Source organism: Paenibacillus sp. FSL E2-0201 (genome assembly GCF_037963325.1).
Taxonomy (GTDB): domain Bacteria; phylum Bacillota; class Bacilli; order Paenibacillales; family Paenibacillaceae; genus Paenibacillus_AQ.
In genome coordinates this window covers 4504728-4521883 of sequence record NZ_CP150154.1, presented here as the reverse complement: position 1 = coordinate 4521883, position 17156 = coordinate 4504728, and the positions used below count along the sequence as shown (strand labels likewise).

The window sequence follows — 17156 nt, the reverse complement described above, 5'->3', positions numbered from 1 at the left end:
AAAGTAATCGGCGAGCCCTCGATACGGGGGTTCGCCGATTCTCTTTTTCTGGTAACAGAAAGATTTATTAAAGCTAACATGAGTGTTAGCCAATTTTAATGTTTTTTGCTATGATGAGTATCGTAAGGATGACAGGAGGAATGAATATGGCAAGACCCGTTGTGGCAATCGTTGGGAGGCCTAACGTCGGGAAATCGACGATTTTTAATCGGCTGATTGGCGATAGAATGGCCATTGTAGAAGATAAACCGGGGATTACACGTGACCGGATTTATGGTATTTCAGATTGGAACGGTAAGTCGTTCAGTGTGATTGATACCGGTGGTATTGAAATTGATGGAGATGACACGATTCTAAAATCAATCCGCGTTCAAGCGGAGCTGGCGATTGAAGAAGCGGATGTTATTGTATTTATGTGTGAGGCGAAGAGCGGTGTGACGAATTCAGATGAAGAGGTAGCTCAGATTCTGTTCCGTTCAGGTAAACCAATCGTTCTTGCCATCAATAAAGTGGATAATATGAAGCGTGCAGATGATATTTATGAGTTCTATAGCCTAGGCTTTGGAGATCCGATCGGGATTTCCGGTAGTCATGGTACAGGACTCGGTGATTTGTTGGACGCTGTAGTAGAACGTCTGCCAGAGAAAATAGATGATGAATACGATGATGATGTCATTCGTGTTGCATTGATTGGCCGTCCGAATGTAGGTAAATCATCTCTGGTTAATGCGATTCTGGGTGAAGAACGCGTTATCGTTAGTGATATTGCAGGCACTACTCGAGATGCTATTGATACACCATTTGAACGTGATGGACAACGTTATGTACTTATCGATACTGCGGGTATGCGCAAAAAAGGTAAAGTATATGAGAACATTGAGAAATACAGTGTTATGCGTGCTATGCGTGCGATTGAACGGGCTGATGTGGTCCTCGTTGTAATTAACGGTGAAGAGGGTATCATCGATCAGGACAAGCATATTGCTGGTTATGCACATGAAGCAGGTAAGGCATCAATTTTTGTTGTGAACAAATGGGATGCTATTGAGAAAGACGACAAGACTATGCAAAACTTCGAGACTAAGATTCGTGACCATTTCTTGTTTATGAGTTACGCACCGGTTGTCTTCTTGTCGGCTTTGACTAAACAACGCCTGCAGAAACTGCTACCTGTGGTGCAGCATGTATCACAACAGCATGCACTACGTATTACTACGCATCTGGTGAACGATGTTGTATCGGATGCTATTGCGATTAATCCTCCTCCAACTGACAAAGGCCGTCGCTTGCGTATTAACTACGTAACGCAGGTTGCGGTGAAGCCACCGACGATCGTGGTGTTCGTGAATGACCCGTCGCTGATGCACTTCTCCTATGAACGTTACTTGGAGAATAAAATCCGTGCGGCGTTTAATTTCGAGGGAACGCCAATCCGTCTCTTTACACGGCGCAAATCCGAAAACGAAGGTTAGGGGAGAAGAAGTGTGGCGCTTGAACTTCTGGTTATCGTTTTAAGCTATTTGCTTGGTTCTGTCAGCTTTAGTGTGCTGTTTGCCAAGCTGCTAAAGGGAATTGATATCCGTCAATATGGAAGCGGCAATGCGGGGGCTACCAATACACTACGTGTATTGGGGAAAGGTCCTGCGATATCTGTGCTAGTGCTGGATGTGCTAAAGGGTGTTGCCGCTGTTTGGTTAGGAACTTGGGTAGGTGGCTGGGGAACCTGGGTTGCTGCTCTTTGCGGAATCGCTGCCATTGTTGGACATAACTGGCCGCTTTACTTTCGTTTCCGTGGGGGGAAGGGCATCGCTACTACGATTGGCGTTATGGCTACATTGTGTTTGTGGCCAGCGCTGCTCGCCGGTGTCATCGCCATAGGATCTATCTTTATCACTCGTTACGTATCACTTGGCTCGTTAATTTTTGTCGCGCTGACACCGGTCTTTCTATTGCTGACAGGATTTACCCAGCCAGTGCTCTGGACCAGTATTATTATCGCGGTTTTTGCCTTCTGGCGGCACCGGACGAATATTGTTAAGATTGTGGAGGGCCGTGAGAATAAGATAGGCTCAAAAGTAAAAGGAGGGAATCGTGTTGTCTGATAAAGTAACCGTACTAGTAGCGGGGAGCTGGGGAACTGCGCTGGCAAGTGTGCTGGCTGCTAATCACTCGGAAGTTTATCTGTGGACACGTAACTCTGATCAAGCTGCCGAGATCAATGGCTCTCATATGAATAATAAGTATTTACCGGGGATTTCCCTGCCCGCAAACATCATTGCAACCACTGATATGGAGACCGCAGTTTCCGGTTCTAAAGCAGTTGTTATTGTGGCCCCATCTTCAGGTATGCGGCAGGTTGCTCGCAGTCTGAAGCCGTTCTGGAAGGATGATATGCTATGCGTTCATGCTACGAAGGGCTTTGAGACTGAAAGTAAGAAACGGATGTCCATCGTTATTGCTGAGGAGCTCGGCTGTAACGAAGGGCAGATTGTCGTTCTCTCCGGACCGAGTCATGCAGAGGAAGTAGTGCGCCTATGTCCTACTACGGTTGTTGTGGCTTCACCTGATGATAAGCGTACCGCAGAAGCACAGGAATTGTTCATTAACAATGATTTTCGTGTATATACGAACCGCGATCAGGTAGGGGTAGAGCTTGCTGGTGCACTAAAGAATATTATTGCACTCGGTGCAGGTCTATCCGATGGTCTTGGATTTGGGGATAACGCTAAGGCGGCGCTTCTGACACGTGGACTGGCCGAGATTTCTCGGGTGGGCGTTGAGCTTGGAGCGAATCCTTTGACCTTTGCAGGGCTTGCAGGTATCGGGGATCTTGTAGTGACTGCTACCAGCCAGCACAGCCGTAACTGGCGTGCAGGCTTTATGCTCGGGCAAGGGAAACCATTGGATGAGGTGCTGGAGTCAATGGGGATGGTTGTCGAAGGTATTCGTACCACAGAGGCAGCTTATGCCATTTCCATCAAACTAGGTGTCCAAATGCCCATTACAGATCAAATTTATCATGTGCTTTTTAAAGGCAGAAGTCCACGTAGTGCTGTCGAAGCTCTGATGGGCCGTGATCGTAAACCTGAGCTTGAGGCGATATCTCAGGAAACTTGGGAGCAGTGGCATTCCTGATCCTGTTCACCTTTTTCCGCGAATTCTCATATGTTGTATTGGGGATTGACGGAGGAGGGATGAAAAGTGAGCAGAGATTTTTCCAAGGATGCATTGAACGCCATTAATAAAAAGGCGGGCAAGAACATTACGGAAAGTGCCGTCAAAAAGCTAGCCAGTACGGTCAAACCAGGAACTACGCAGAATGAAGCCCAGCTCCGCCAGTTAATTAAGCAGGTGTCATCGATGGCTAAAGTGCCGGTCAGTGAAGCTACTGTGCAGGAAATTATCAATGCCGTCAAAAAAGGCGGCGCAGGTACCGGCACAATGGAGTCTTTAATGAAAATGATGCTTAAAAAATAGCTTTAGGTTGGGTGAGCAAAAGATTCGGAATCCATACAGATTCTGTTATCTTTTGCTCTTTTTTTGTATTGATTGGAAAACTATCACAAACAAAATTATCTAAATAATAATATATAAAAAATGATGTTTTTTTACAGAATAGGATAAGGTCATGATATAATAGTCCCTAATATATTACAGGCGAATGGGGGCTTTGACCTTGGATCCGATGACAAAAATGTGGTTGTCCCTGATTGCAATGCTGATTATGGGACTGTCTGTGTTTCTAATAACGTTTGCTCGGAGCAAAACAAAGGGGCTGCTTAAAGCACTGCTATCTATCCTAGCGTTTGTCATCATGTTAGTTGGCCTCTTGGGCGGAGTTGTTTCGATTATGTAAGCAGTTACATAGCGATAAGGAAGGAAGTAACATCATGAAACCGCAAAATGGCGTCACCGTCGTATTTCAACCTGAAGGTCGTAAAGCTGTCGTGAATCGCGGTATCTCCGTACTGGAGGCAGCTCGTAAAGCCGGAGTAACGATAACCACTCGCTGTGGAGGCAAAGCAGGCTGCCTGATGTGCAAAGTTAATATTGCAGATGAAGAGGCCTCAGCGGTTAGACCACCTGGAGATGTTGAACGGCGTAAGCTTGGAACTGCGTTAGAAGAAGGAATGCGTCTGGCCTGTCAGGCTGCCGTATGGGGCGATGTGACCGTTCAGGTACCAGAAGATCCACTTAAGGCTGCTGTGCGCCGTAAGCTTGAAGCAGCGCGGCGTGGGGAAGAAGATGAACTGTGGTAGTGTCAGATTTTCACCGTGGGAGGGACTCGGTTGGAGTTTATACGAAGGAAGAAGAAACTAAAGGCAGGAGCAAGACTTTGTCTAGTAGTAATGTCGATTACTCTTACACTTTCGGGTTGTCTGTATCCTGGAGAAGAGAAACGAGCTAGTGTTAATTATCGAGAAAGTGTTAAACGGATACAAGCAGCCGTGGATGATTATCAGCAGGAGGAAGGTGTGCTTCCGATTCTTAATGCGGATGAAACTACTCCAAGATATGAGAAGTTCCGTATAGACCTGGGCAAGCTTAACAATAAGGGATATTTGGATGATATTCCTGCAACGGCTTTTGAACAGGGAGGAAGTGCTTATTTTCTAATTTTGAATGAGGAAATTGATCCAGTAGTTAAGGTAATGGACCTTGTTACCGTTCAAAAGGTTAATGATGTGCAGCGACAGATTAATCGTTATAAATCAGCTCATGACGGCTCTCTACCTATGCTTGATGAGCTTTATCCTGGACTGTACACCATTGATCATAAGAAGGCAGGAACGAGCTCCATATCATTAACTAGTGTCTATTCCGGCCAGGTTCTTGATTTCATCATGGATAAGACTGGTACGGTCTACGTAGATTATGTTTTTGATATAATGGCTGCCATCGATAAGAATGGTGGAGAACATGACGAGAAAAAAGATTTGCGACTAGATCTGGAGGAGGCATCCTATTACGTGCCCGTGAAGTCTTTGCCGTATTTATGGATTAACAATCAGCCGATTCCGCAAGCCTCCTAGTTAAGTGTACATAAAATACTGCCATTTAGAAGAAGAGCTTCCCCAAACATCGGTTTCAGGCCGAGGGGGAAGTTCTTTTTTTTATATAAAAAGTATAAGTTTCACGTATACATTATCCTTATAATTCTCCCATAAACGCTTAGCGTCCTTTAGGGACATCGAAGGCGTTTTCGCTTGCTTAAAATAGCTGTTCTATCAATGAATCCTATCTCATATGATGGATGAGAAAGCTTCCGGGCGTCAGACGCCTTGCGGCGCGCACAACTAATTTTTTTAGAAATTACATTGCAAAATGCGCGATTATGGGTCATAAATTCGTTCCGGATACATATGATGATACTAGTCCAAATGCATGTCCGAGCATTCGGAGTTTAGCGCGGGGCAAGTACGTCCCGGTCGAAAGCAGCTAGGCTTCGGGCGGGCATACGATAAGTCCGGTTGATGTCCTGCAAGGGTCAGATTACCGGCGGAACGCGAAGTCGATGCTCTTCAGGCATTTTTTCTTCGGAGTAATATGAGGAGGGGATCTCTTTTGGAAAAAGTGGATATTTTCAAGGACATTGCCGAGCGTACCGGCGGAGACATTTATCTTGGCGTCGTCGGCGCGGTTCGCACGGGGAAATCGACATTTATCAAGCGCTTCATGGAAACAATCGTCCTGCCGAACATCACGAATGAGGCAGATCGGGTAAGAGCTGTGGATGAGCTTCCGCAAAGCGCAGCAGGCAAAACAATTATGACCACTGAACCTAAGTTCGTGCCTAACAACGCAGTCCAAATCAAGGTTGCGGAAGGGCTTGAGGTTAACGTTCGACTGGTAGACTGTGTGGGCTACGCTGTAGAAGGCGCTAAGGGCTATGAGGATGAGAATGGACCACGAATGATCTCTACTCCTTGGTTTGAGGAGCCAATTCCTTTTCAGGAAGCGGCAGAGATCGGAACACGTAAGGTCATCCAGGAGCATTCAACGCTTGGTGTTGTAGTAACAACAGATGGTACGATTGCAGAAATTCCGCGGAACTCGTACGTGGACTCTGAAGAGCGTGTCATTGCAGAGCTGAAGGAAGTGGGTAAGCCATTTGTACTGGTCATAAACTCCACTCGGCCACGCAGTGAGGAAGCGCAGCAGCTCCGCAGCGAGCTAGCCATCAAATACGATATCCCTGTTATGACGCTTAGCGCGGCAAACATGACTGAAGAGGATGTAACCGGTGTACTTCGTGAGGTGTTGTACGAATTCCCAGTACATGAAGTGAACGTAAACTTGCCAAGCTGGGTTATGGTGCTTGGAGAGAATCACTGGCTGCGTAGTAGCTATGAGAACTCCGTTCGCGATACGGTAAAAGATATTCGCCGTTTGCGGGATGTTGACCGCCTAGTATCTCAGTTCACTGAGTATGATTTTATCGATAAAGCTGGCCTAAGTGGTATGAACATGGGTCAGGGTGTAGCAGAGATCGACCTGTATGCCCCAGAAGAGCTGTACGACCAAGTTCTGATGGAGGTAGTGGGGGTTGAAATCCGCGGCAAGGATCACTTACTCCAGCTGATGCAGGAATTCTCTCATGCAAAAAGGGAGTACGACCGCTTCTCGGAAGCTTTAGAAATGGTCAAAACTACCGGATATGGTATCGCTGCTCCTTCGTTAGCTGAAATGGCTCTTGATGAACCTGAGCTGATTCGTCAAGGCTCTCGCTTTGGGGTTCGTTTAAAGGCTACTGCACCATCTATTCATATGATTCGTGTTGATGTTGAATCTGAGTTCTCACCAATCATTGGAACAGAGAAGCAGAGCGAAGAGTTGGTTCGTTATCTGATGCAGGATTTCGAGAACGACCCGATCAAGATTTGGGAATCCGATATTTTTGGGCGCTCCTTGCATTCCATTGTAAGGGAAGGTATTCAAGGCAAAATTGCAATGATGCCGGATAATGCGCGCTACAAATTGCAAGAAACGCTTGGTCGGATCATCAATGAGGGCTCAGGCGGACTTATTGCAATTATTCTCTAACCTGAATTTAAGCGGATTGGAAGAGTGGGAGAGATCCCACTCTTTTTATGTGTAAAAATAACGAAACTTGATTCCTAGTTCCTATAATAACGGTGAATCTGACTCAATTTTTATGCGGAAAAGCAGAATTATCCTGGTCTTATAGGTCTATAAAATTAGATAGAAATTAGATAATTACGCAAGCATAGATGATAATTTCTACTCCTTTTTTGTCTTACTGCTTGAATTTATGGATGGGCTGTATTACTATAAGTTTGTTGCGCTTCAAGGTCTATGGGCGCCAGTGATCAGTAATAAACGGGATTATCACGTATATTTTACGTTGAAACGGAAACAGTGTATGATACCGGAAATTTACTCAGGGAGGTGAGAAAACATGAATAAATCTGATTTGATCAATGTAGTTACAGAAGCAACTGAACTTCCCAAGAAGGATGCTACTAAAGCTGTAGATGCGGTTTTCGAAGCAATTACAGAAGCACTGCAAAGCGGTGACAAAGTACAACTGGTTGGATTCGGAAACTTTGAAGTGCGCGAACGTTCCGCACGTAAAGGCCGTAACCCACAAACTGGTGAAGAAATCGAAATTCCTGCAAGCAAGGTGCCAGCTTTCAAACCTGGTAAGGCGCTGAAAGACGGAATCAAATAAAGATTTCTACATATCAATCCCATAGTCTTTTTAAGTAACAACTATGCCGCCCTCCAAGGCGGCATTTGTTTTTTCGGATATCATGGGCTGTACATTAGGGTTAGAGGAGGATCAGCAATGACGGATAAAAAGACGAATGAAAATCCGCTTCCGACAGGCAGCGACTATATTGTGGTTAAGGCTAAAGAGAACGGCGTTCAAGTGATTGGTCTAACTAGAGGTACGGATACACGCTTTCATCATACAGAGAAGCTAGACAAGGGTGAGGTGTTGATTGCCCAATTTACCGATCATACCTCAGCTATGAAAATCCGCGGTAAAGCTGAAATTTTAACGAAACATGGACAATTGGAAAGTGAAAGCTGAAAAGCAGGCATAGCCTGCTTTTTTTCAAAATATAGTAAGGGTGAATGATCATATCCGCATAAAAGTGGGTACTATGGATAAGGGGGCGTGTCCATGAACAAAGCCTGGTTGGTCGGTGCTGTATTACTCTTGACTGCGACCTCTGCTATTATTTTGCCGAAACTGGCAGACTTAGACTCATCCGTACAGCAGAGAAATGGAACAGTGGAGACTTTTACTGGCAGCCATAACACAGTGCTGGGCAATGACAATCTTGTTGATATTATGGGCGCTCTTCCGTTGACCTTATCCATAGATAGCGTAGGCTGGGAAGATCATGTTCTGTCACTGGATCTAAAAGTGAGCGGGAACGATCATGAACCTGAGGAACTCTATCAAAATATGGCTCAGGCCATTTCCTTTGCTATTCAAGAAACTTCGAATGTGAATCAGCTTTTACTTCGCATTGTCGTAGAGGATAAATGGCTTGGTAGCCGACGACTGTTGTTAGCTGGAGATATCAGACGTTCGGAGTGGTCTTATGCGCTGCAAGATGAACTCCAGTCTAGGGGGAATCTTCCTATATCGGATCGTCTCAAAACGGGCTTCCGCATTAGTGAAACCGAGCTCTGGAAGAAACAGTTCATTTATCCATGAATGGATTAAAAGAAACTCAGACGTATCACAGTGCGTGACAAAAAAACATGTGATATAATAGACAAGATTGTGAACAAACGAATTATTATTATGTCAATGGCTTCGGAGGCTGAAATGAAACCGTACTGCATACCGCAACTGGCTAAACCCTACACAGACTACGACATGATTCAGAAGCATACGGAATTGCCGCCGTTTTCTGATGGCCGGGGTCATTTGTTATATATTTTTCTGAATCACGCTTCTTCTGCAAAAGGTAGTGCCGGAGAGTTGTACACGCTTGTGACAGCGCTTGTTCAACTGGGACTGGACACTCATGAGGTAATTGACCGTTCAAACGATAGACGGGGGGGAGATCCTATGCGTTCCCGTCAATTGAAGGTGCTAGCTGGTGATTACTTCAGTAGCTGGTTTTACCATTTGCTTGCAAAGAGTGATCAGATCGAGATGATTGGAATCTTGAGCAAGGCAATTGCAGATTTCAATGTCTTGAAAGCGAATCTCTATGTGAAAATGAGAGGCATACGCCTTTCGGCTGAACAATACTTGCGGCATATGGTACAGCTGAATATGCGGCTGTTCCTTTCTTTTACGCCTTTGATTGAGAACTCTGTAGTGGAGCTGTGGGAGAAACTGCTGGCAGAATTCAGTCAATGCGAGACCGTTGCTCTCGAGCTTTCCCGTAGTGATGATCCTGCAAATGCAGGGAATGGCTATTGCTATTGGAAGATGATGGAGACTGCAACGGAGGAAGAATGCAAGCAGCTTCAAGACCGGAACCTTGATCAGAAGGAATGGAAGAAGCTGAAAATGAAATATAAATGTGATTCTCAACTGACAGACAAGCTGCATCAATCGCTTCAGTCTATTCAGGGACTATTGCAAAGTGTTAAAGACGAGAGTTTGCTTAGAGAGCTAGAGATCGCGCTGGATCGTTTTCTTCTGCAGATGAAGGTCACAGGACAAGCAGCCGTGGAGGGTTAATGGATGACTATGGAAAAGACGACAACTGCTGTGGGTGACAACAGCAAACCAAAAGAGCAGTTTGTGCATTCCGTGTTTGAGAGTATTGCTGGAAAATACGATTTAATGAATGACATCCTAAGCTTTCGCCGCCACAAGGCTTGGCGTAAATTCACGATGAAGAAGATGGGGATGAAGCGTGGGGATTCCGCCGTTGACCTATGTTGCGGAACCTGTGATTGGAGCATCGCTTTGGCGGAAGCCTCGCAGACTGGCAATGTAATCGGACTGGATTTTAGTGCCGGCATGCTTGAAGTCGGACGCCGTAAGGTTGAAGAGCGCAAGCTTCAGAACCGTATTTCGCTGGTGCAAGGCAATGCTATGGAGTTACCTTTTGAAGATAATGCATTTGATTATGCAACGATTGGATTCGGTCTACGCAATGTGCCAGATCCTGTTCAAGTGCTTAACGAAATGAAGCGGGTAGTAAAACCTGGTGGAATGGTTGTGTGTTTGGAGCTATCGAAGCCGATGAAACAGCCGTTTAAAGGCGTATATTTCTTCTATTTCCAGCGTGTACTCCCACTGCTTGGTAAGCTATTCGCGAAAAGGTACGAGCAATACAAATGGCTGCCAGAGTCACTGGCATTGTTCCCTGACCGGGAGCAGCTAGCCACTATTTTCCGTGAAACCGGACTTCAAAAAGTGGAATCCTTCCCCTTGACCGGAGGCATCGCGGCATTACATATTGGGCTCAAGGAGAACGGAAATGTTTAAGAAAATCGGTATCTTTTTGCAAATGATTAAGTTTGAACATACGGTATTTGCTTTACCATTTGCCTTTATGGGGGCTTTACTGGGATCTGTTGTCATGAATGATAGTCTCCCGTCCTGGAGCCAAATAGGCTGGATTATAATCGCCATGTTTGGAGCACGTAGTGCAGCTATGGGGTTGAATCGATTGATTGACCGAATTAGTGATGCCAAGAATCCGCGGACAGCCGGAAGAGCGATTCCTGCAGGGCTACTCAAGATCGGTGAAGTTGTCATTTTTATCGGCATTTCGTTTTTCTTACTCTTTTGGGCAGCCTTTAAGTTGAACCCTTTGTCAGCTAAGCTTTTACCTATCGCTGTATTCTTTCTTGTCATTTATTCATTCACTAAGCGCTTTACATGGGCATGCCATCTTATCCTCGGCCTCACCATTGCGCTTGCACCTCTGGGCGGATGGGTAGCAGTGACCGGAAGTGTGAATTGGACTTCAATGGTATTTTACTTCACAATTGTGTTTTGGACTGCTGGTTTTGATGTTATATACTCTTGTCAGGATGTTGAGTTTGATATTAAAGAGGGCTTAAACTCCATTCCAGTGCGGTTTGGGGTTCAAGGTGCGCTCGTTATTGCTCGCGTATTTCACATTCTCACGGCGATTGGATTCGTATCGCTGTTGTTTTTGACGGATTTAAGCTGGTGGTATGTGGCAGGTATGATCCTTGCTTATATTATTCTTTTTTATGAGCATTATATTGTATCCCCTAGTGATCTTAGTCGTTTGCAAACCGCTTTTTTCACTATGAACGGCGTACTGAGCATCGTGGTGTTCTCTTTCACTTTGATTGACTTGGTGGTGCATTTCAAAAAATGACGCTTACTAAACCGAAAAACTTCGTGGTAGGAATTACAGGGGCAAGCGGTGCTATTTATGGTATTCGTCTGATCGAAACGTTGTTATCGCTAGGCTACTCCGTGCATTTGGTAGTAAGCAATGCGGGCTGGCGCGTATTTAAAGAAGAACTAGGTTATATCGCATCAGACCGGGAAGGCTTTTTGAACGAAAAGTTCAAGGGCTATCCCGGTTCTCTACTTTATCATCCTGTCGCTGATATCGGCGCAACGATCGCAAGTGGTTCCTTTCGTGTAGAAGGGATGATTATAATGCCTTGTTCCATGGGAACATTGTCAGCAGTTGCTAATGGGACTTCAGATAATCTGATGACTCGTGCTGCTGATGTTATGCTTAAGGAAGGACGTCCGCTGGTCCTTGTACCTCGTGAGACACCTCTGCATGCTATTCATCTAGAGAATATGTTGAAGCTGTCCCGTCTGGGGGTTCGGATCATTCCGGCAATGCCGGCTTTTTACTTTGGGCCGCAAAGTATGGATGATCTGATTAATTTCATGGTGGGTAAAGTGCTTGACAGCTTTAATATTGAACATCAATTATTTCGCAGATGGGGGGATTGAAGAATGGAGAATAACAGCCACACCATCATCGGCAAAATCAGCTATACCAACTCATGGCCGGTATTTCACAATTTTCATCCCTCTGCATTGAAATATCCTGCAGAGATGGTGAGTGAAGTACCTGCCATTCTTAATCAGGGGATGAGTCGCGGGACGATTCATGTAGGTGCGTTATCCTCTTTTGCTTATGCTGAAGCCAGTGAGAAGTTATTGCTGCTACCTGATTTATCGGTAAGTGCGGACGGTCCGGTGAGGTCAATATTTCTTTTTTCTCGGGTGCCTCTTGCACAGATAGGTTCAGGTACGATTGCTGTTACGAACACTTCTGCAACATCGGTTAACTTGCTGAAAATTTTAATGGAAAAAGCTTTTGGCAATAAACCAGAATATATTAGTGCTAATCCTGATTTGGATGCCATGATGCATCAAGCAGATGCCTGTTTACTCATTGGTGATCATGCGATTAAAGCCTCTTGGCAGGATCAAGGTTATATCGTAACGGATTTAGCAGAGCTTTGGAAAGAATGGACGGGCTTAGGGATGACCTTTGCGGTCTGGGCAGTGAATCGAAAGGCAGCGAAGGACAAACCGGAAGCCATAGCTGAGATTGCAGAAGCTTTTGCTGAGAGTAAGCTCCGGGGGTTAAGTGATTTAGATCCTATTGTACTTGCAGCCTGTACGACAATTGGAGGTACTAAGTCTTATTGGGAAGGGTACTTTCGCAATTTATGCTATGATTTTGGAGAAAGGCAGCAGAAAGGTCTGAACCTCTATTTCCGCTATGCCTATGAGATGGGTCTGCTGCCGCAGGCAGTGAAGATGGAGATTTGGAGTCATAAACTGTTGACACGGGTGAAGGAATGAAACGACTGCAAATATTCGGATTACTGAACAGAGACATGGATCAGATTGAAAAAGAGTTGTATCGTAGCGTACAGGGTGATGACGACCTGCTAACCGAGACTTCCCTGCATTTATTAAAAGCTGGCGGTAAAAGATTGCGCCCTGTATTTGTCTTAATGGGAGGAAAGTTTGGCAAGTATGATCTAGAGAAGCTGAAGCGTGTGGCGATTCCGCTGGAACTAATTCATAGCGCATCACTTGTTCACGATGATGTCATCGACGATGCAGAGCTCCGCCGAGGTGAACTTACTGTAAAGGCCAAATGGGGCGATAAAATTGCCATGTACACTGGTGACTACATATATGCGAAAGCGCTGGTGATGACGACGGAACTAAAGAATCCGCGAATTCATCAGATTTTGTCTAAAGCCATGATTGAAATGTCGATCGGTGAGATGGAGCAGATTCGTGACTTCTTCAACAGTGAGCAAAGTGTGCGTCATTACCTGCGGCGGATTCGCCGTAAAACAGCGCTGTTGATTGCAGTCAGTTGCCAATTAGGTGCACTTGCTGCTGATGCTGAACCAGAGGTGGCTCGTCTACTTTATAATTATGGATACAATGTAGGGATGGCTTTCCAGATTCGTGATGATTTACTTGACCTCTCAGGCACCGAAAAGCAAATCGGTAAACCTCCAGGAAGTGATATGCGGCAAGGGAACATCACCCTTCCTGTCATTTATAGCCTGGAGGATGAAAGATTGCGAGCTCCGCTTCTTGAGGAGTTGAAGTCTATTCGTGAAGGGCACAGCACAGTAGGGCGTGCTATTGATCTTATTCTTTCTGGAGACGGAATTGTCCGTTCCGAGGAGCTGGCTTCGCGATATATCGCGAAGGCACTTGCTGCACTAGATCAGTTGCCTAACAACAAGACTAAGCGTAATCTGCGCGATATTGCCTTTTTTGTAACAGGTAGAGCTTATTAGTATTTTGGTGATCATGAAATTAAACGTTTCCAGAAAGCTCGGTTTCTGTTAAGATAGCGTCAAAACAACCCAACTAATGGGAAATTGGAGAGTGCCTCTATGGAAAAGACGTATCTGATGGTCAAACCGGATGGAGTACAACGTGGATTAATTGGGCGTATTGTCTCACGCTTTGAAGATAAGGGCTTTAAGCTGGTCGCTGCAAAGCTGATTACAGTTAGTGAAGACCAAGCAAAAAGACATTATGCGGAGCATGCTGGCAAAGACTTTTTTTCAGAGTTGGTTTCTTTTATAACTTCAGGTCCAGTGTTTGCAATGGTATGGGAAGGTGATGATGTTGTAGCATTATCCCGTACGCTCATTGGTAAGACTAAGGTTGGAGAAGCATTGCCGGGTACGATTCGAGGCGATTTTGCCAGCCATACACCTCTTAATTTAATTCATGGATCAGACTCGCCTGAAAGTGCAGAAAGAGAAATTGCTAATTTCTTTACTCCAGATGAATTGAATCTTTATACCAAAGAGATCGCAGTCTGGATGTAGGAGCCAAGCGGGAGGCGGGGGATTAACATGTCTGATCGTAATGTTGCAGCATTAACAGCAGATTCAGATTACATCGGGTTTATTCATCATGTTAAGCAAAGCACCGGAATTGATCTGGCTCAGTATAAAGAAGCGCAGATGAAGCGGCGTTTAACGACTCTTCGTGTGAAGAATGGATATCAAACCTTTAGTGATTTTTTTGCCGCAATGATGAAGGACAAGGAATTATTTTATGAATTTTTGGACCGAATGACGATTAATGTCTCCGAGTTTTGGCGGAATCCGAATCGGTGGGAAGTACTGCGAGATATCATTCTTCCTGACATACAACAATCTGGTCGCAGATTGAAACTGTGGAGCGCTGCATGTTCCACTGGAGAAGAACCCTATACGCTGGCTATGATTTTATCGGATAAGAATTTATTGGGACAGACTGGCATTCTGGCTACGGATATTGACGACGGTGCGCTTTCCAAAGCAAAGCAAGGTTTGTATCTGGAACGTTCTTTAAAGGATGTGCCTAAGGATGTTGCTGCTCGTTATTTTAAACCCGAGGGTCATTTATTCAAAGTTAGCGACACGCTTAAGAAAAACATAGATTTCCGTAAACAGAACCTACTGCTGGACAAGTTCGATGAGGGTTTTGATCTTATCATTTGTCGCAATGTAATGATCTATTTTACTGAAGAGGCGAAGAATAAGCTCTACAATAAGTTCTCGGCTAGTTTACGTCCAGGCGGGTATTTGTTTGTAGGTAGTACAGAGCAGATCTTCACCCCAGCGCAATATGGCTTTGAATCGACGGAAACCTTTTTCTATCGTAAAAAATAAATACTTCTTGCTCCTTCGTCTGTGTACATTTTAGGTATACTTTCGCTATCGTTCAGTGATACTGGGTAGTAGAATCTGTAAGCTAAGCGAAAGGATCGTTAAACCGATGGACAAAAGCAAGGTCATTGCCGCGTACAAACGAGGCTTTATCACCGTTCGTGAGTGCGGGCAAATTCTCGGTGTAGAAGAAATGCAATTGAAGCGCCTTCTGCAACTGGAAGAGCGTAAGTCTACATTTCCTTCAACGAGTCAGCGGATCGGCAGCTAACAAGCGCCGGACTGAGCCGAGGAGCGCCATTTATACTCTTTAGAGTATGAATGGCGCTTTTTCTTTAAAAATATAAGGAAATAGAAGTTCTGCACTTCCTCAACAGTAACGCTCATAATGTGAATTAGGGAAAATGTACCTAATTATTCTGATAAATACACGGAAATAAGGTTTTTTAGGGAAAACCTCCCTAATCATCCATCGAAAAGATAGACAAAGAGGTGATTTCACGGAAAATTAGGGAGAATTTCCTCAATTCATAGATAATGGATCAATATCTGCTTATAATCAGGGAGATTTTCCCTAATCATCAACATCTTAAAGATACCAGGCTCACTGAAGCACCGAATCTTTTCATCTTTTCACCCTCAGCCATAGTATTTCACCAGAGGGGTTACAAACTACTAGCTCATGTGTAAACAGACTCAGATGCAGTTAATTGTACGTTTTGGATCTTTTTGAGCAAGTTTCGGACACATTATTTTGTCGGGAAGGCTGCCTTTTTAGGAAGATCCCTTTCTTGTCAAAGAGGATTGCCTATACTATAATGAGCAAAGATCATTAGGATTTTAGCGGTTTACAGTTTAAAAGTATAAAAGGGGGAACGCAGCATGAGTTTGCGCTATTTAACAGCGGGGGAAACGCACGGCCCCCAGCTCACGGCCATTATTGAGGGATTGCCTAGTAATTTGACCTTGGATTTTGAAGAGCTTAATTTTCAATTGCAACGTCGACAAAAGGGATATGGACGTGGACGTCGCATGCAGATTGAGAAAGATACGGCACAAATCGTAGGTGGAGTGCGTCATGGCTATACTACAGGTGCTCCAGTAGTCTTGGTAGTAGAGAATAAAGACTGGACCCACTGGAAGAACATTATGAATATTGAGCCTATTCCTGGCAGTGATGAAGAAAAACGGCGCGTAAACCGGCCGCGTCCTGGCCATGCAGACCTGAACGGCGGATTGAAGTACAACCATACGGATCTTCGTAATGTTCTGGAGCGCTCCAGTGCTCGTGAAACAGCAGCCAGAGTCGCATGTGGCGCTGTAGCCAGACAGCTGTTGGCGGCTTTTGGCGTGAAAGTAGCAGGACAAGTCATCCGTATCGGTGAGATTGAAGGGCCTGCTAACGATCTGCCTATCGATGAGTTGATTGAGCGGACGGAACAATCCTCTGTCAGAGTTGTCGATAAAGAAACGGAACAGAAGATGGAGGCTTACATAGATCAGATTAAGGAAGAGGGCGACTCCATCGGTGGAATCGTTGAATGTATCGTCGAAGGACTTCCTATTGGACTTGGCAGCTATGTACAGTCAGACCGGAAGCTTGACGGAGCAATCGCTGGGGCGGTAATGTCAATTAATGCCTTTAAAGGTGTGGAGATTGGCATTGGGTTTGAAGCTGGTAAATTGCGTGGATCGCAAGTCCATGATGAAATTATGTATGAAGCTTCTAAAGGATACTACCGTGCAAGCAATCGCTTAGGCGGTTTTGAAGGTGGTATGACTAACGGAATGCCTGTTGTAGTTCGCGGTGTCATGAAGCCGATTCCTACCCTTTATAAACCGCTTCAAAGTGTAGATATCGACACGAAAGAACCATTTACAGCGCAAGTTGAACGCTCCGACGCTTGTGCAGTTCCAGCGGCTTGTGTTGTACTGGAAAGTGTAGTGGCATGGGAAATTGCAAAAGCCTTTCTTGATAAATTCGGTGGAGATTCACTGGAAGAAATTAAAGCGAACTATGAAAATTACTTATCACAGCTGGAGAGCTACTAATT

At 45.0% G+C, this 17156-nt stretch carries 21 protein-coding genes; all 21 read left to right on the top strand.

What is annotated here, in order from left to right; translation table 11 throughout:
- The first annotated feature begins 146 nt into the window (after positions 1-146).
- The 21 genes from der to aroC all read left to right on the top strand — a co-directional run bounded on the left by der (position 147) and on the right by aroC (position 17154).
- Positions 147-1472: a ribosome biogenesis GTPase Der gene (gene der, locus NSU15_RS20620; protein WP_042129594.1), complete on the top strand. Its 1326-nt coding sequence runs from the start codon at positions 147-149 to the stop codon at positions 1470-1472.
- A gap of 12 nt (positions 1473-1484) precedes the next feature.
- Positions 1485-2102, top strand: a complete 618-nt coding sequence (gene plsY, locus NSU15_RS20615) for a glycerol-3-phosphate 1-O-acyltransferase PlsY (RefSeq protein ID WP_339287424.1) — start codon at positions 1485-1487, stop codon at positions 2100-2102.
- Positions 2095-3135, top strand: coding sequence for an NAD(P)H-dependent glycerol-3-phosphate dehydrogenase (locus tag NSU15_RS20610; protein ID WP_042129591.1), 1041 nt, complete (start codon positions 2095-2097; stop codon positions 3133-3135). Before plsY ends, NSU15_RS20610 begins: the two co-directional genes overlap by 8 nt.
- 66 nt (positions 3136-3201) lie before the next feature.
- Positions 3202-3477 (top strand): stage VI sporulation protein F, encoded by a 276-nt coding sequence (locus NSU15_RS20605; protein WP_042129590.1) that lies wholly within the window; start codon positions 3202-3204, stop codon positions 3475-3477.
- A gap of 199 nt (positions 3478-3676) precedes the next feature.
- Positions 3677-3856 carry a DUF2768 family protein gene (locus tag NSU15_RS20600; protein ID WP_042129589.1) on the top strand — a complete coding sequence of 60 codons (180 nt, stop codon included), beginning with the start codon at positions 3677-3679 and terminating at the stop codon, positions 3854-3856.
- Positions 3857-3890: 34 nt separating this feature from the next.
- On the top strand, positions 3891-4259 hold the full coding sequence (locus NSU15_RS20595) for a 2Fe-2S iron-sulfur cluster-binding protein (protein WP_042129587.1): 369 nt from the start codon (positions 3891-3893) through the stop codon (positions 4257-4259).
- 30 nt (positions 4260-4289) lie between these two features.
- The gene (locus NSU15_RS20590; protein WP_339287423.1) at positions 4290-5033 is read left to right on the top strand and encodes a hypothetical protein; all 744 of its coding nucleotides are present in this window, start codon (positions 4290-4292) and stop codon (positions 5031-5033) included.
- Positions 5034-5565: 532 nt separating this feature from the next.
- Positions 5566-7044, top strand: coding sequence for a stage IV sporulation protein A (gene spoIVA, locus NSU15_RS20585; RefSeq protein ID WP_042129583.1), 1479 nt, complete (start codon positions 5566-5568; stop codon positions 7042-7044).
- A gap of 376 nt (positions 7045-7420) precedes the next feature.
- Entirely contained in the window at positions 7421-7693 is a 273-nt protein-coding gene (locus NSU15_RS20580) for an HU family DNA-binding protein (RefSeq protein ID WP_036676223.1), read from the top strand.
- A 117-nt stretch (positions 7694-7810) separates the two neighbouring features.
- The gene (gene mtrB, locus NSU15_RS20575; protein WP_042129580.1) at positions 7811-8059 is read left to right on the top strand and encodes a trp RNA-binding attenuation protein MtrB; all 249 of its coding nucleotides are present in this window, start codon (positions 7811-7813) and stop codon (positions 8057-8059) included.
- 93 nt (positions 8060-8152) lie between these two features.
- Positions 8153-8695, top strand: coding sequence for a hypothetical protein (locus NSU15_RS20570; RefSeq protein ID WP_042129578.1), 543 nt, complete (start codon positions 8153-8155; stop codon positions 8693-8695).
- 90 nt (positions 8696-8785) lie between these two features.
- The gene (locus tag NSU15_RS20565; protein WP_339287422.1) at positions 8786-9679 is read left to right on the top strand and encodes a heptaprenyl diphosphate synthase component 1; all 894 of its coding nucleotides are present in this window, start codon (positions 8786-8788) and stop codon (positions 9677-9679) included.
- Between the two features lie 3 nt (positions 9680-9682).
- Complete coding sequence (locus tag NSU15_RS20560) at positions 9683-10435, top strand: demethylmenaquinone methyltransferase (RefSeq protein ID WP_139328547.1); 753 nt, start codon at positions 9683-9685, stop codon at positions 10433-10435.
- Positions 10428-11303 carry a UbiA-like polyprenyltransferase gene (locus NSU15_RS20555; RefSeq protein WP_042129574.1) on the top strand — a complete coding sequence of 292 codons (876 nt, stop codon included), beginning with the start codon at positions 10428-10430 and terminating at the stop codon, positions 11301-11303. Before NSU15_RS20560 ends, NSU15_RS20555 begins: the two co-directional genes overlap by 8 nt.
- Complete coding sequence (locus tag NSU15_RS20550) at positions 11300-11902, top strand: flavin prenyltransferase UbiX (protein ID WP_042129573.1); 603 nt, start codon at positions 11300-11302, stop codon at positions 11900-11902. Before NSU15_RS20555 ends, NSU15_RS20550 begins: the two co-directional genes overlap by 4 nt.
- Positions 11903-11905: 3 nt before the next feature.
- On the top strand, positions 11906-12766 hold the full coding sequence (locus tag NSU15_RS20545; RefSeq protein ID WP_339287421.1) for a menaquinone biosynthesis protein: 861 nt from the start codon (positions 11906-11908) through the stop codon (positions 12764-12766).
- On the top strand, positions 12763-13731 hold the full coding sequence (locus NSU15_RS20540) for a polyprenyl synthetase family protein (RefSeq protein WP_339287420.1): 969 nt from the start codon (positions 12763-12765) through the stop codon (positions 13729-13731). Before NSU15_RS20545 ends, NSU15_RS20540 begins: the two co-directional genes overlap by 4 nt.
- A 99-nt stretch (positions 13732-13830) precedes the next feature.
- On the top strand, positions 13831-14274 hold the full coding sequence (gene ndk, locus NSU15_RS20535) for a nucleoside-diphosphate kinase (protein WP_339287419.1): 444 nt from the start codon (positions 13831-13833) through the stop codon (positions 14272-14274).
- A gap of 27 nt (positions 14275-14301) precedes the next feature.
- Complete coding sequence (locus tag NSU15_RS20530; RefSeq protein ID WP_339287418.1) at positions 14302-15105, top strand: protein-glutamate O-methyltransferase CheR; 804 nt, start codon at positions 14302-14304, stop codon at positions 15103-15105.
- Positions 15106-15211: 106 nt separating this feature from the next.
- Positions 15212-15373 carry a hypothetical protein gene (locus tag NSU15_RS20525; RefSeq protein ID WP_170880309.1) on the top strand — a complete coding sequence of 54 codons (162 nt, stop codon included), beginning with the start codon at positions 15212-15214 and terminating at the stop codon, positions 15371-15373.
- A 611-nt stretch (positions 15374-15984) separates the two neighbouring features.
- Complete coding sequence (gene aroC, locus NSU15_RS20520) at positions 15985-17154, top strand: chorismate synthase (RefSeq protein WP_339287417.1); 1170 nt, start codon at positions 15985-15987, stop codon at positions 17152-17154.
- Positions 17155-17156: the final 2 nt, after the last annotated feature.

Coding starts and splice junctions, on each gene's coding strand:
- NSU15_RS20545 (WP_339287421.1), top strand. CDS start 11,906: ATGGAGAATAACAGCCACACCATCATCGGCAAAATCAGCTATACCAAC.
- NSU15_RS20580 (WP_036676223.1), top strand. CDS start 7,421: ATGAATAAATCTGATTTGATCAATGTAGTTACAGAAGCAACTGAACTT.
- der (WP_042129594.1), top strand. CDS start 147: ATGGCAAGACCCGTTGTGGCAATCGTTGGGAGGCCTAACGTCGGGAAA.
- NSU15_RS20540 (WP_339287420.1), top strand. CDS start 12,763: ATGAAACGACTGCAAATATTCGGATTACTGAACAGAGACATGGATCAG.
- NSU15_RS20525 (WP_170880309.1), top strand. CDS start 15,212: ATGGACAAAAGCAAGGTCATTGCCGCGTACAAACGAGGCTTTATCACC.
- NSU15_RS20550 (WP_042129573.1), top strand. CDS start 11,300: ATGACGCTTACTAAACCGAAAAACTTCGTGGTAGGAATTACAGGGGCA.
- NSU15_RS20570 (WP_042129578.1), top strand. CDS start 8,153: ATGAACAAAGCCTGGTTGGTCGGTGCTGTATTACTCTTGACTGCGACC.
- NSU15_RS20555 (WP_042129574.1), top strand. CDS start 10,428: ATGTTTAAGAAAATCGGTATCTTTTTGCAAATGATTAAGTTTGAACAT.
- ndk (WP_339287419.1), top strand. CDS start 13,831: ATGGAAAAGACGTATCTGATGGTCAAACCGGATGGAGTACAACGTGGA.
- NSU15_RS20565 (WP_339287422.1), top strand. CDS start 8,786: ATGTCAATGGCTTCGGAGGCTGAAATGAAACCGTACTGCATACCGCAA.
- mtrB (WP_042129580.1), top strand. CDS start 7,811: ATGACGGATAAAAAGACGAATGAAAATCCGCTTCCGACAGGCAGCGAC.
- NSU15_RS20595 (WP_042129587.1), top strand. CDS start 3,891: ATGAAACCGCAAAATGGCGTCACCGTCGTATTTCAACCTGAAGGTCGT.
- NSU15_RS20560 (WP_139328547.1), top strand. CDS start 9,683: ATGACTATGGAAAAGACGACAACTGCTGTGGGTGACAACAGCAAACCA.
- NSU15_RS20530 (WP_339287418.1), top strand. CDS start 14,302: ATGTCTGATCGTAATGTTGCAGCATTAACAGCAGATTCAGATTACATC.
- aroC (WP_339287417.1), top strand. CDS start 15,985: ATGAGTTTGCGCTATTTAACAGCGGGGGAAACGCACGGCCCCCAGCTC.